13 protein-coding genes are annotated in these 13,682 nt (G+C 65.9%); 8 read left to right on the top strand and 5 right to left on the bottom strand.

Annotated features, from left to right (window positions below):
• Positions 1–255: 255 nt before the first annotated feature.
• Together ACFPMG_RS02040 and ACFPMG_RS02035 are read left to right on the top strand one after the other, a co-directional pair.
• Complete coding sequence (locus tag ACFPMG_RS02040; protein ID WP_376993583.1) at positions 256–864, top strand: hypothetical protein; 609 nt, start codon at positions 256–258, stop codon at positions 862–864.
• Positions 865–1,482: 618 nt separating this feature from the next.
• Entirely contained in the window at positions 1,483–1,773 is a 291-nt protein-coding gene (locus ACFPMG_RS02035) for a hypothetical protein (protein ID WP_376993582.1), read from the top strand.
• A gap of 369 nt (positions 1,774–2,142) precedes the next feature.
• Here ACFPMG_RS02035 and ACFPMG_RS02030 read toward each other — a convergent pair whose 3' ends face one another.
• Both ACFPMG_RS02030 and ACFPMG_RS02025 read right to left on the bottom strand, forming a co-directional pair.
• A complete protein-coding gene (locus tag ACFPMG_RS02030) occupies positions 2,143–3,276 on the bottom strand; it encodes a hypothetical protein (protein ID WP_376993581.1) in 1,134 nt (377 codons plus the stop codon).
• A 193-nt stretch (positions 3,277–3,469) separates the two neighbouring features.
• Entirely contained in the window at positions 3,470–3,979 is a 510-nt protein-coding gene (locus ACFPMG_RS02025; protein ID WP_376993822.1) for an isocitrate lyase/phosphoenolpyruvate mutase family protein, read from the bottom strand.
• Positions 3,980–4,067: 88 nt separating this feature from the next.
• On the opposite strand from ACFPMG_RS02025, the gene ACFPMG_RS02020 reads away from it, so the two are divergent.
• Positions 4,068–5,072 carry an MYG1 family protein gene (locus ACFPMG_RS02020; RefSeq protein WP_376993580.1) on the top strand — a complete coding sequence of 335 codons (1,005 nt, stop codon included), beginning with the start codon at positions 4,068–4,070 and terminating at the stop codon, positions 5,070–5,072.
• A gap of 8 nt (positions 5,073–5,080) precedes the next feature.
• Here ACFPMG_RS02020 and ACFPMG_RS02015 read toward each other — a convergent pair whose 3' ends face one another.
• From ACFPMG_RS02015 to ACFPMG_RS02005, 3 genes are read right to left on the bottom strand one after another with little or no spacing between them, the layout of a single operon-like run.
• Entirely contained in the window at positions 5,081–5,683 is a 603-nt protein-coding gene (locus ACFPMG_RS02015; protein WP_376993579.1) for a hypothetical protein, read from the bottom strand.
• A gap of 54 nt (positions 5,684–5,737) precedes the next feature.
• Positions 5,738–6,256 carry a phospholipase D-like domain-containing protein gene (locus ACFPMG_RS02010; RefSeq protein WP_376993578.1) on the bottom strand — a complete coding sequence of 173 codons (519 nt, stop codon included), beginning with the start codon at positions 6,254–6,256 and terminating at the stop codon, positions 5,738–5,740.
• Between the two features lie 32 nt (positions 6,257–6,288).
• Positions 6,289–7,305 carry a hypothetical protein gene (locus tag ACFPMG_RS02005; RefSeq protein ID WP_376993577.1) on the bottom strand — a complete coding sequence of 339 codons (1,017 nt, stop codon included), beginning with the start codon at positions 7,303–7,305 and terminating at the stop codon, positions 6,289–6,291.
• Between the two features lie 445 nt (positions 7,306–7,750).
• On the opposite strand from ACFPMG_RS02005, the gene ACFPMG_RS02000 reads away from it, so the two are divergent.
• The 5 genes from ACFPMG_RS02000 to ACFPMG_RS01980 all read left to right on the top strand — a co-directional run bounded on the left by ACFPMG_RS02000 (position 7,751) and on the right by ACFPMG_RS01980 (position 13,570).
• Positions 7,751–9,247 (top strand): hypothetical protein, encoded by a 1,497-nt coding sequence (locus ACFPMG_RS02000; protein WP_376993576.1) that lies wholly within the window; start codon positions 7,751–7,753, stop codon positions 9,245–9,247.
• Between the two features lie 5 nt (positions 9,248–9,252).
• Entirely contained in the window at positions 9,253–9,939 is a 687-nt protein-coding gene (locus ACFPMG_RS01995; protein WP_376993575.1) for a DCL family protein, read from the top strand.
• A gap of 1,091 nt (positions 9,940–11,030) precedes the next feature.
• Positions 11,031–11,693: a hypothetical protein gene (locus ACFPMG_RS01990; protein ID WP_376993574.1), complete on the top strand. Its 663-nt coding sequence runs from the start codon at positions 11,031–11,033 to the stop codon at positions 11,691–11,693.
• 213 nt (positions 11,694–11,906) lie between these two features.
• Complete coding sequence (locus ACFPMG_RS01985) at positions 11,907–12,419, top strand: DUF4365 domain-containing protein (protein ID WP_376993573.1); 513 nt, start codon at positions 11,907–11,909, stop codon at positions 12,417–12,419.
• Between the two features lie 2 nt (positions 12,420–12,421).
• Positions 12,422–13,570, top strand: a complete 1,149-nt coding sequence (locus ACFPMG_RS01980) for a hypothetical protein (RefSeq protein ID WP_376993572.1) — start codon at positions 12,422–12,424, stop codon at positions 13,568–13,570.
• Positions 13,571–13,682 lie beyond the last annotated feature (112 nt).

The following is a 13,682-nucleotide window of genomic DNA, read 5'->3' as shown; positions in this document are numbered from 1 at the left end:
CAGGCTTCCCTTCGGCCCCCATAGCTGTCGTCGAAGTCATCAACTCAGCGGGAGCAGAGTTGTTGAGGTCACCGGGACGGCGGATCATAACCTGTTGACCCGCCGTGGGCAGCGCATGGTGACGTGCTCACATGGTGACCTCAACAGGTCGGCGTGCCGTCGCCTCGGCGTGCGCCGGGATAACTGGGTTGGTTTCATTGGGCCGGGGATACCTCACGGAGGACGCGGTGAGATGGCGCTTAGGGAGATGAGCCGATGAGAGTTCGAGTGCTGTCGCGGGCGGCGGTCGAAGGTGGGGCTGCGGAAGGTGTCGATGCGATCATCTCGATCCGGTCGACGGCGCTGGAACCGTGCAAGGATCTCGACTTGGCTGTCCAGCAGGCCGTCATGGGTGATGCGGCGGCTGCGCTGGTGCAGCGCTTCGACGACATTGGCATCCCAGCCTACGGACCCTACCGAGGTCCAACCATGGACGACTTGGCGACCGCCCTGGACTTTGCGCGGGCTGTTCGGGATCGGGTTCCTGAGGGCGTGCTTGCCGTGCACTGCCAGCACGGCGTCTCCCGGTCGGCCGCGGTCGTGTTGGCCATCATCGCCGACGAGGCTGGGCCAGGTGCAGAAGCGGATGCCGTCGCCGCACTCCTTCGTCAGGACGATGATGCCCGGATGCAGCCGAATCTCCTTATCGTCTCGTTGGCCGACGCTGCTCTGTTCCGCTATGGCCGCGTGGACGCCGCTCTCGCCGCCGCGTGCCCACGGTACGTGGTGTGGCGAGACCATTGGCGAGATATCGCCCTCGACCCCTGCGCGTATTGGGAGCAAGCGCGTCGGGTACGTTTGCGGCCAAGGAGGCGTGAGGTCTGACAGGGCGGAAGTTCGGAGCCGGGGGCCGGGTACCAAGCGGGAGAACAGCATGGACGTGAACGCCATCAATGTCGGGCGTTTCGAGGATGCTGACAACGTCGTCACGGCTGAAGTGCGCTCCAGCGATGGCTGTCAGGTCCTCCTGCTCCTGGTTTCGATCAACTGATTGGACTGTTCCTAACCCACAGGGGCACGAGCGGAGGGTGCGATGGAGTTTTCCCCGGATGCTGTTCGCTTGGTCGCAGGAGCGGTGCTCATCGTCGCGGGCGCGGCCTTCGCCATGTATGCGCGGCACGCGCTACGGGTCCTCACAATGCTGCGCGCCTTCAGAGCTGATCGCAAGCGGTTGCAGCAGAGGCTTGACCGCCTACTATCCTGACCGCCGTGACCCAGCATCCTTTCAGGCAATGGCGGTCAGCTCAGGCAATGGCGGTCAGCGCTGTGGGATTTCGGACGTCCGTGCCGTCGCGCCGGGTCCTGGTCGCAAGTGGGGAATACAGGGGAGGGGAACGACGATGTCGAGCTCTATGAAAGTGTCTTGCTGACGAGCGGGGCGAGGTCCTGGCCGCGCTGCGGGCGCTGCATGACCTGGATGCGCCAGGTTCCCCTTCAGAGGACTTGGCCGAGGCGGCGACGGGGAAACGCTTCGCCGCCTTCGAGGTCGGCGACGTGCAGGTGGCCCACGCCGAAGAGGAAGGCGGTGACCGCGAGTTGGCGCTGGGCTGGCTGTGGTGCGCCGCGTCGCTTGGGCACCGCAGGGCCTTGCTGCTGCTTGTCGAAGAGCTCATCCATCGGCTGGTGGATGCGGACACCAGCGACGACGCGAACGCTTCGGCGGCGCCGGACGCCTGGGTTGCGCGTGATCCGGCTGTTGGCGAACTCGACCGCGCCGAGGCGTGGACGCTGTAGACGCCGGTGCTGGCCCGTGACCTGTGGCTCAACGAGGCGCGTAAGCGAGGGCTGCGGCCGTCCGACCTGCTGCGCGAGACGTACCGCGCCGCCGTACTCTGAACGGCTTTCCTGACCGCGGCGGATGCCGATGAACCTCGAGCTTGTCGGCAAATCATGTTGAGGTCATCAGTCCGGCTGGTCACCGTCTGCTGACCTGCCGGGAATAACGCATGGTGAGGCGCCGATCTGGTGACCTCAACATGTCGGCGCGCCGTCGCCTCGGCGGCTGCCGGAGCTCCGGAAACGAGGACCCGATTGTGCTTTAGGTGTGCGGACCCGGGCCACTCCCCCCTTGAGAAGACCGTGCTTCCCTTCGTTGTGTTGATGTCATTTGGGGACCAGGGGCGGGGCACCGATCACTGACAAGATGCCGCCAACCGCGCTCCCGTTCTTCACCGGATCAATTCGGTCAGCCTCCATCATAGCCCATGTCGCCCAGCGGTCGAGGTTCTCAGGCGTCACGGGCATTTCAGCTGCGCGGGTCAGGACGGCCTGAACATAGGTGCGGATCGTCTCTGCTTGGTGAAGAGACATTGCCTGCCCAACGAGACGTTCGATCCGTTCCCTCTCCTCCTTCTCCTGTTGTTCGCGTTCCTTCCTTATTTGCTCGATTTTCCGTTGGTGCTCCGCTTCCACCAGTTCGGCTTTTCGTTTCACTAGCCACTCATGATGGCAGACGGCATTCTGGCGGTGGAAGGTCTCGGCCGCGACGATTATCTCGACAACGATGGTGCAGACGAGATCCTCAAGCGATGCCTCATCGCTGTCCTGCCAGGACTTATGGGCTGTGCCATTATGGGACCGGGAGTGAATCGACAGCCGTAGATGTTCCTGCTGGCGGACCGCTGACGCGGGCTTTCCCTTTGTCGGGACCGGCTCAAGGGTGAAGGTGATGTGCTGATCACCGACGTGGATGCCTGCGTCATTCGGGTTCCGCGGCCACTTTGTGGTGTCGATCGAGGCGTTGCAGCCCGCCCGCGCGGCAGCCAGGAAGATGCCGTTCAGGATGCGGAGCCGCCGCTTTGCGTTAGGCGTGTCATAGCGTGGGGCATACATGCTGAAGCGGGTTCTGGCATACTCCTGGCGGCGCACCTCGTCCTTCTCCAGTAGCGTGGCGATCAGCCGATGTGGACTGGTCGTGAGCTTTGGGCAGGTCACCTTGCCCACCATCCTCCGGACGCGCTCGGTCAGCGCAGCCATGTCCTCTTCGAAGGTCGGCGGCGGAGGCAGCGGCGTATCGAGGCCGATCTCCGACCGGTAGTAGCCGCGGTATGAGCCGCCGCCGATCTCGATCGTGTCGGAGGCTCCTGGGAACCGTGGTGGGAGCGGGCGCTTGCTGGTCGGCTTGCCCGCCTGCTTCCTGGCCCAATAGCCGCGCTCGGGAACAGGGATGTCGGCCTTCCGGCAGGCCTTTGCCAAGGCTACGTCGGATACGCCGACCTCAGCCGCGAGCGCCCTCATGGGCTGGTCCCAGACCAAGTTGTAGAGTTCCTGACGTATGAATCGTCGCGTCATGTTCCGGAAGCGGTTCGTGGGAGGGGAGTTGCTCAGGGGGCTGGTCAGACGGCGCAGATCGGCTGACCGGCGAGGGCGCGTAGGATGGCCTGATGGGCGGACAGGCCGTTGAGGTGCCCCGCGTCGATGGAGGAGCGGATCAGGGCACGGACATCGACACCTCAAAGCGACCGGAAACCGTTCGCCACCTTAGGGAAGGTGACGCTCGGGCGTAGCACCTGCTTGGAGGCGTTGTTGGTGGGCGGCACGGCGCGGTCCGGATGCGTTCGACGGAGGTGGCGGTATCGTAGAAGCCGGACCCATTATCGGCCCAGACGTCCTCGCTCGACAAGCCCGCGAGGCCGACATTGACTGCGCGCCGAACGTTTGCAGCCACCTCCTCGAGATCATGGGCGAAGCCGGACTCGGAATCGGCGTTCACCGGGAGGTCCGTGGCGAGGACGAGGCTCTCGAGATGCGCCAGGACATCGTCGCGTCCGACACCATTTTCTGGGCCGCCCCGCGACCAGGAATAGCCTGGACTCGTCGAGGCCAGGGCGCTGGAGCCCATATGCTCCATCATCCGGGCACTGCCGACATCCCGGGGGTTCGGCAGGATGAAGCAATCCTCCCGATGAAGCGCACGGAAAGCGTTGCGCTTTTCTGCGATGGTGCGAGCTACGGTTCATCTCCTAAAAGAGGGCAGTAAGACGCGGATTCCCGATGGCTGTCCCAGAATATAATGGCGAGGAAAGACCATGGCGGAGAGCCTTCTTCTTGTCACCCACGGTGGCTCATTCCACTGCGATGAGGCGTTCGCCTACGCTATCCTGCGCCGCGCCCTGCCGCCCGGTGTGCTTGCTGCCTCCACGCTAGCGCGTACCCGCGACCCGCGCGCGATGGAGGCCGCCGACATCGTTTGGGACGTCGGCGGTGTCTTCGATCCCTTGCGGGGTCGCTACGACCACCACCAGCGCGGTGCTCCGGTGCGTCCCGACGGGACGCCCTACTCATCGGCGGGCTTGCTCTGGGCCGCCTACGGCCGGGACGCGGTGCGCGCCGTCCTGGCCGGGCGCGGCGGCGAGGATATCGTCGAGCAGGTCTGGGCGGATATGGACGAGCAGGTCGTCCGCCTCGTTGATCTCGCCGACAACGGCCAGCGCCCGGTCCCCGACTTCGGCGACGAGGGCCTCGACCGGGCGGCGCGGATCGCCGACGGGATGGCCCTGCCGTACCTCGTCGACGCCCTGAACCTACCGTGGGATGCTGACCCCGCGGACCGAGCGCGGGCCGAGGACGAGCGCTTCCTCCGCGCAGCCGAGATCGCGGGCACCTTCCTCGACGGCCGCATCGAGCAAATACGAGCTCGCATTGCCGCCTACGATGCCGTCCTGGAGGCGCACGGCCGCTCGACCGACCCGCGCGTGCTGGAACTTGACCGTGGCATGCCGTGGCAGGGACCGGCGCACGACGCCCACCTGCCGGTGCTGTTCGCCGTCTACCCCGACAAGGGAGGCGAGGCCTGGATGGTTGGCTGCATGCCGCCCGAGCCGGGCAGCTTCGCCCAGAAGCTGCCGCTGCCCGAGGCGTGGGCGGGCCTGCGCGATGCCGAGCTCGCCCGCGTGTCTGGGGTGGCGGACGCCGTGTTCTGCCACCTGAACCGCTTCATCGCCGCCGCCCGCTCGCGCGAGGGCGCGCTGGAAATGGCCCGCATCGCCCTCAGCTTCGCCCACCGAACCGGCCGCGAAGGAGGCGAGCATTGAGTGGTCGCTCACTCCGATCGCCGCCTCGTCCTTATCCGCCTTGCCTGTCGCCAGTGGCGCTCCGGATCCAATGCCACCTCCCGCCAATGGTCACGCCATTTGACGTACCTGGGGCAGGCATCCGCAAGCGCGGCCTCCAGTCGCCCATACCGGAACAGACAACTGTCGGCCATGCTGACGAGCAGGGAATTCGGGTGCATGCGTCCTTCTGGATCTCCCCTCAGCAGGGCAGCCACCGCCGCCGCCTCTGCGCCTGGTCCGAGTTCTTGGGCCAGCAGGGCGAGCGCCACAGCGGCGGAGCGGCTGACACCCATCTGGCAATGGACCACCAGCGAACCTTCCGGAGTCTGCACGGCGATCCTGCGCCCGAACTCTAGCGCTTCGGCGACATGCTCGATGACAGGGCCGCAGTAAGGGCCAAAGGCCGGGATGGCAATGTCGTCGAACCGCTGCACCAGCACGGCGCCCACCTCGCCGCCGGTGGCCTGCGCCAAGGCGAGATCCAGGTTTTCGGCATCATGCTCGGCCGACGGCCTGATCGAGATGATGCCGTCGGCGCCTTCAGCCTCCCCGCGCTCGACGGCCGCCCATGACAGCACACGAATTTTCATTTTACCTGCCAGGCTCTCAGCAAGACATGCGTTCGGAACCGATGACCATTAATCCTACCCGATGATCAGACGCACTGGTGCCACAAGAAGCACAAGCCGCAAGTTTCCCCAAAGCCGCACTCGGCTTCCGCCGGGCCTCCATTCGTTCCAAACCTTAACGACGTATTGCCCAGGGTAGCGGAAGGACGCCTCGAAGCGCTGGTAGGCGCTGGCCTCGTCACGGGCGGCGCTCAGCCAGTTGAACGACCCTTCGACGATCTCCGCGTCATCCACGCACAGCGTCTCGGCGTGCACCCGCATCACGGGGACCACCTCGGTCCCGGCGGCGGCCAGCAGGTCGGCCGCGCGCAGACAGGTCGCCTTCAGGCGGCGGTTCCTACCCTGGCCGTCCTCTATGTTCTGTTCCGGGGCCACGTACACGTAGATGACGACTTCAACCCTGCGCGCCATCGCCTGCCGGATGAGGGCCAGGACGTCGCATCGGCCGTCCTGAATCGCGCGTTCCGTCAAGTAGGGTGAGGAGATCGCCACCCGGCACCCCATCCATGCAGTCAACGGCCAGCCCGTCATCATGTCAGGCGTCGCCGTTTCCAAGGGGCTTCGGGCTACATCCGCCACTCCGGGGGAATTGGCCGCCGTTGGTCCGGCGGGCGGGCGGCTCCGCAGTTCGCGGCGAACTGGCGTTTGGCTTCGATGGTCGCGCTGATGGCGACCGCGCGAAACGGCTCCAGCGCGGTGAGCGCGCCCGGGGGCACAAGCCAGGCGTGCCGGGCCTCCGCCACATAGCAGGCCGCCGCCCTCGGCCCCGTTCTGTCGTGTCCATCCCGATGGACCTCCTCGCCCCCGTCGAGCAGCAGCGGGAGGGCGAAGGGGCACGCCTCGATCGCCTCGGCGATGGCGACCGTGCCCGGCTTACGCTCGGCGAGTGCCGTCCAGGCGAGCGTCCAGGCCGTCCAGCAATCCACGTCGGCGCCATGGCGCTGGCAGCTGCGCTTCTGCGCTTCGGCATCCCTGGCGGCACCCGGCGTGTTCCCGCGCTGCATGCGGACCAACATGCGGCGATTGAGGGCGTCCTGGGACATCCTCGGCGGCAGCACCTTCAGGAGATGCCCGAACACGGCCTCGGCCTCCTTCAGCGCCGCCCCGCGCTCCAACGCGCCGCAATCCGCAGCCCAGACCAGCGCCCGGCCAAGGTTCATGTGGGCGCGGATGTAGGGCCAGGCTCCGATGAACTCCCAGAAGAGTTTCGGATCGTCCGAGGGGTTCCGGGCGCACCACCTGCGATGGGCCCCGGCGTAGACGACCTTGGCGCGCCCGGACGAATGCCGATGGCGCGCGACCGCGTCGGCGGGGGCATCGGCAACCAGGCCCAGGAGCTCGTGAGCGTCGATGCAGTCCGGGTCGATGGCCAGGGCGGCGCGGGCCAGCCGCTCGGCCCTGAACGGGTCGCGGCCGAGTATTTCGTGCGCGACGGAGGCGAGGTCGGAAGCCGGACCCATGGAGCCGAGGCTCTCGAACCCCTCGACGATCGCGTCGGGGGCAAGCTCGCGCCGATCGGCCGCCTCGAGCACGGAGCGCGGCGGTGCGGCCGCCGAGGGCCTCACCGCCACGACGATGGCCATGACCGCGTCGTCGCCCAGCGACTGAAGAATCGGAAGCGCCTCGACCAGGGCGTCGAATTGCCGTCCTCGGCGCTGCGCGAGGTCGTCGGGCGCCAGATCCTAGTCGGTTGACGCGAGCGCGAAGCCGTCCGCCTTGGACATGGCTGCGGCGGGAGAGCGCGTCGCAGGGGCGTTCGAGGTCTACGGGTACCCGGCGCTCATCCATTGGTGACGGGAACCCAGCGACTGGCCCGGCTGCGTCCCTGAACTTCCCGGCCAGGATGGCCGCTTGGCCTTGCGGGACCTCCCTTCCACTGCCTGGCGGCGGCCAGCAAGGAACCTGCACCTTGAACCTGTTCAACTATAGCCAAGTAACCTGTTCAATTTTTTACCGATAATCTGTCCATCCAACAGGTATGCTCGTCCATGTTCGGGCAGCATTTCCGATGTCGCCGACGGTGGCGGCATGACGGAGGACGAGATGGCGGAAGGCATCGACGAAGAAGACGCCATGAGGACCGGGCGGCCCGCTCCCGACCATGATGCAGCCGGGAAAGCGCGAAGCGACCGTTCTGATCCGGAGCGCATGGCAAGAAAGCTGGCTTCGAAGGCGGGAAGGGCGAGGGCTGCGCTGAGGAGCGCGCCGACACCGATTGCGCCGAAGGCCGCGATGCAGCTGGCAAGAAATCTGGCGCCGTTGATTGAGGCGTTGAAGAAAGCGCGGCCGCGCCAACTCAAGCCGCTCCAGGACCTCACCAGAAGGGCCGGGGTGAGCGCGGACGGGGATGAGAAGCGGCTGAGCCGGTTCCGCCCGCCGAGGGACGGCAACGAGGCGGCGATGAAGCGGCTGGCCCGGGATCCGAAGCAGTATCTGGGACTGGCCGAGACCGCCGCCCTGATGGCTGGCCTCTCGGTCGACCAGGCTGCTCTGGATCTGGTCGTGAACACGCCCTGGAGCCCGTCCCAGGCGGGAATGGCGTCATTCGACGAGAACACGGCCGGTGGCTACCATCGCCTCCTCGAGCAGTTGCGGGAGACCGTCGCTGCCATCTCGGAGCGGGCAAAGCTCGACTGGTATCTGGACGAAACCCGGCGGCGCGAAGCGTACCGGAGCGGCGGTGGGCCTGAGGACGATGGCTGGTGCCTCGGGCATCCTTTCGCCGACCAGTTGGACAACGCTCCCTCGGTGCCGCTGCTGTTCAACGAGATCGGCCGCATGGCCTGTGAGGCCAGGGAAGAGAGCGGAGGCTGGCGCGAGGCGGATCTGGTGATGCTGGAGCGCGTCCATTTCGGCATCGCCAAGCTGAAGGGTGACCAGGTGCCGACCGGCTACTTCATGCTCGCGCCCTGGTACGGCGTCGTCGAGCGTGGCCGGTCGCTCGACGGCACCAGATGCCTGCTCCGTTACGGCATCCCGTCAGTGCTGGACGACGAGATCATGGACGACTTTCAGGCCAGTGAGGGCGGACCGTGGGTTCGCGTGACCGTTCGCGTTCCGGCGGGGAAGTCGCTGCCGACAGGCCCCTACGGCCGCTTCGCCGAGGACGACCCCTTCGGCTTCGAGGATGCCAGGTTCGTCGAGAGGCTGTCCCTGAGTGGCATCGAGCGCGCGTTGGGCGGCTCGGTCTTCCATGTCATGGGGGCATGGGGCGATCGGGCCGACCGCCCGGAGCCGGGCTTCACCGAAGCCCCGCCGGGCACGGCCGCCGCACATGTCGAGGCGGGCCTGGTGTTCGGGTACGCGCATCCACCGGAGAAGGCGTTCACAGTCCGAGGTGCGCTCGAGGACAGCGCCGTCCACCACCTCGCCACCTTCAAGGCGTTCATGGCGCGCCAGATGGAGATGGCCGACGACCGCGCTCAGCAGGCAATCCAGGATTTCCGCGATGGGCCGGATCGGATGAGGACCGGCTGCTTCGACGACGTCGACATTCCCCTGCAAACCGAAACCGTGGAGGAGTAACGAATATGCCCGCCATCGACATCGGCCCGCTCGCATTCCGCTCGAATGCGGCCGCGAAGGCTTACTACCGCGCCATCCTGCATGCGTACCCGGTGGGCGCCGTTATCCCGGAACCGCACGCCAGCCATCTGCTCTGGCTGCTCGACCGTCATCCCGAAGCCGCGGATAAGCGCGGGGCTGGCGTTGCCCGGTTCCGTGTCGACAAGCCACCTAAGGGGAAGCACCCCTGCTTCTGGATTGATCGCGTGGATGGGTCGGCCACCGACTTCTCATTCGGGTGGGCCATCGACGGCAAGGGGCCGAGCAGACTTATGGAGATGCGCCAGGCGATGAGGGAGGCGATCAACGGGGACGCCATGGCGTTCAGGAGGCGCTTCTTCGAGGAGCACGCCGACACTGATGGCCGGGTGCCGTGCGCGCTCACCGGCGTGCCAGTGTCGCCTTCCGAATGCCATGTCGACCATGCGCCGCCGCACACCTTCGTGGCACTGGCGACGGCCTTCCTGGCCGAGCGCAGGATCTCCCCGGACGGCAGCCACGTGACGGCACCGGCGGACAACCAGTTCGTGCCGAGGCTGGTGGACGCCGCACTGGCAGCGGATTGGCAGGCGTACCACCGCGCCAGGGCGAAGCTGCGCGTCGTCGAGAGGGACGCCCACCTGCGCCAGGGGAGGGGCGGGAGGGAACGGTAACCGGCGGCTACGCGGTTGCCAGGCGCGCGGTGGGTGTGAACGGCGGCATGAAGCGCAACCGGTTCGGCCAGGGAAATGCTCGCGCGTCGGCGCCCCCGCAGGCTGGGCTGCGGCTCGGCCGGTGGATCGGTGTCTCCGCCGTGGCAGGCGCGAAGCCAAGCCGCGTGCGAGACGGTCGGCCGCCCGGAGGCGTCCGGCAGCCTGCTGGTGCAGGTCGGCAGGCCGCCGCTCTCAGGCTGGGCCGGAGGAATAGATTTTCGGACGAATCCATATTTATCAATGGATTGCCGGAAAAAAAAGCGCCAGAATAAAAGACTGTTCGGCAGTGCCTGCCTCCCGCGCCGACGTGGGACTCCAGCTTCCGCCAATCCGGAGGGCGATCAGCCGGGAACGGGAGTGAGCCACTGGCTCGGCTTGGCAGGGAACATCGCAGACCGGGATGGGCGTAGGCGAAGCCTGCCCGTGCGGCGCCCCGGGGTTCCGTTATCTCTCTTTTATTCTGGCGCTTGAAAGTCCGTTAAGCCATTGTTTTGAATGAAAAGCTGTTGAATAATGCTTCCGAGCGCGGTCGTCTCTCGCCCCGGTGAACGAGCTTCCGGCTCTGCGCCGGTGCCCACCCGCCGTCGAAGCATCAGATGCAGGTGGGGAGGCGCGGGTTGCGGGCTGATGAGATTTTCTCGATCAACCATCTCGGCCCCCACGGCAATCCCCAGGCCAAGAGCCTCCTGCCCGTCATCGCATACATCCGAGAGCGGGAGCTTCTAAGCGCCTGAACTGGCCCGGTCGAACGGTGTCCTTCACAAGCCCTGGGTTTTGGGGACACCGCGTTATCGTCTGTGGCTTCCCTATGGGCGCCTTCGTGAAAGCCTGCTGTCCACGGCGCTCCGCCGGATGATGCGGCCCATTGAATTCATGCAACGGTTGTTGGCGATCAGCCATTGCGATTGCATGGGCCGGAGCTGGTTGCTACCGTGCGTACGGTTGTCCCACCAGACCTGCCGCCGGGTTAAAGAGGACGGTTCGTGAGCCGCCGCGATCCCCACGCGGTCGATGCGTAATCGGCGGACATCGACCGAGCGTTAGGATCCGAGATGGCCCTGCTTGCCCTCACGAACGACAACCTCGCCTTTTTCAAGCGCTCCCTGCGGGCGGACCTTCCCGCTGTGGGCTCCTCGCACCTCTCCGAGGCCCTGGCCGCTGCCCTTGGCAGCCGCACGGGCATCACGCTTGCCACCCGCACGCGGGAGAACGGCGCTGAGATGCCACCCCTCGCCACCGTCGATCAGGCCGCCTTCGCCGCGCGGTTGGCCGACCTCGGCCATCGGGTCGCGACGCTCCCGGCGCTTGATGCTCTCGCCCGCTCGCCCAATCTCCCGGACCGGATCTGGGCGGTGTTCAAGGACGGCGACCGCCCGGCCCTCGACGCTTGGCACGGGGAGTGCCAACGGCGAGGCATTCCCTACGTCTACGTGAGGACCGGCCGCCAGCATGCCCGCGTGGACTGGGACTGGATCACCGTGAACCCCGCCTTCGACGGGGTTGCTTGCGACGATGACGAAAGCAAGCTCGTAGACAGGCTCGTCGGGGCCATCCGGGCGAACGCGGCCTCGTCGCCGAAGGCGAAATTCGACGTCACCGCCTTCTCCGGGCACGTGGAGAGGCTTCTGCTCGAGAACGCGCACGCCCAGGCCGACGCGATCTTCGCGCTTCTCTACGACGCCCTGAGGCTGGCCCGGCGGCCGGTCCCCGCATAGGTAACTCCTCCATCATGGATCGGCTGGGCTGCCTTGGGAAAGGATGCCGGATCGGTGAAACAGTCGGTGGCCTCGTGAGGCGGGTCGGGGGGTGATGGAGACGTGGATCCCGATGGCCCGACGCGCGGACAGCTATGACGCGAACTCTCCATTTGTCGAGCGACCCATGGTGGGTTATGACAAGCCTACGGTCACCTTGCTCGACGATTTCCCGTGATCACGAAGCAGCATACGCAGGAGTGCCTTAGCCGGGCCTTCATCCACGCCGTCGCTGGGCGCGCGGGCGTGAACTTCAACCTGGGCAGCGCGTTCGACTACGGCTTCGACGGGCAGTTCCGGCCGGTGAAGATCCGCAACGGGCGCCGGAACGATTCCGGATTCCCTCTCGATTTCCAGCTGAAGGCAACGACCGACTGGGAACATGACGGCGGGTTCGTCGTCTACGATCTTGAGGCAAAGACCTACAACGACTTGGTCGGGCGTGAACCGGCAGAGATAGGCGCCGTTCTCATCCTCCTCTGCCTGCCCAAGGACGAGGCTGAATGGCTTGTATTCCAGGAGGATCGGCTGGAGCTTCGGCGCTGCTGCTACTGGGAGCGACTGGTGGGAGCGCCTACGGATAACGTGGAAACGAAGCGCATTCGGATCCCGCGAACGAACCTGCTGACCGTGGAGAGTCTGAACGCCATACTGGACCATGAGCGGTTCAGGCGCTTGGGGTTGTGACGATGACCCAGGACACCGAAGGCATCCGGGACATATCCGCAGACGTCTTGAGACGGTACTTGGCCATGCACGGCTGGACTGCGCGGAGCTTCACTGAACGCAAACTTGTCCTCTTCACGCTCCCGGCGGAGGGCGGGGACGACGAGATCGAGATCGTCGTGCCCACGGCGATGGACCGGGAACGTGCGTTGCCGAGCATCAGAGCAGCGCTAGAGACACTGTCTCAGCTTGAGGAGCGCCCGCTCGTCGACCTTGCGATGGACATCCGCTCCATCGCGTTCGACATCATCAGGAGCAGAGTACCCGACGAATATGTCCGCCAGGACACGATCGAGCTCAAGCTCGCCGCGGAGTTCATCGAGAGCATGAGGGCGCTCCTCGGCAGCACCGCCACCACGGAGTTAGCTCCCGGCAAGTATTTCGGCCGGACCCGGAAAGAAGCATCCGATTACGCGAGCCGATGCCGCTTCGGGCACACCTTCCGAGGCAGCTTCGGCTTCGTCGTCGAATCCCCCGTAGGCCTGAACGACGAACCGACGATGGCGGGTGTCCCGCAGGAGGTTCCTTTTGCCAGGCGGGTCGTGCAGAGGCTCGCGCGCGGCCTTGACGCAGTGCAACGGGCTGCAAAGCAGGATGATCCGTCACCCATCACCCAGGAGTATCAGGCAGGTCTCAGCGCGAACATGTGCGATGACTTGGTTGACTTGGTGGAGCGGACCGGGCTCGCTAAGCTCAGGATCGGGATCGATCTCTCCCCGGAATGGCAGGCCCCTGACGGACTACAGGACCGGTCGGAGTTCTCCATTGAAATCCGTCACGTGGACCTACTTCGAGCCGCAGCCAGGACCCTGCGCGCCGACGAGGTTAAGCGCCCCGCCCATGTCGTGGGTCGGATCAGGACTCTGGAGACCGAAGGGAATCCCGCGGACCTCCTTCAGGACAACTCGGACCGTGAGATCATCGTCAACTGGGACAGCCAGGACCACGGCCTAATCAGGGTCCGCATCTACCTGGCTCCAGAGGACTACCTGAGCGCCGTCGAGGCTCACAAGGCCGGGAGGTTCATCAGCGTCCGGGGTATCCTGGAGCACCGCGGCCGAACCTGGACGCTCGCGGCGCCCATGGATTTCTCAGTTCTTCCAGGTGAGTGAGCAGCTGTTTAGCAGGGCGCGGAAAAACGGGCTGATGCAGTGCCTTTGCCTCCGCTAAGGCTTGAAAAAGGCGTTTTCGCCGCCCGTTTTGGTCGGAATGGAGCGTTTTTCG

This window comes from Azospirillum himalayense (assembly GCF_042657465.1).
Lineage (GTDB): Bacteria > Pseudomonadota > Alphaproteobacteria > Azospirillales > Azospirillaceae > Azospirillum > Azospirillum himalayense.
The sequence above is the reverse complement of the archived record's forward strand: the minus strand, read 5'-3'. Positions and strand labels throughout refer to the sequence as shown.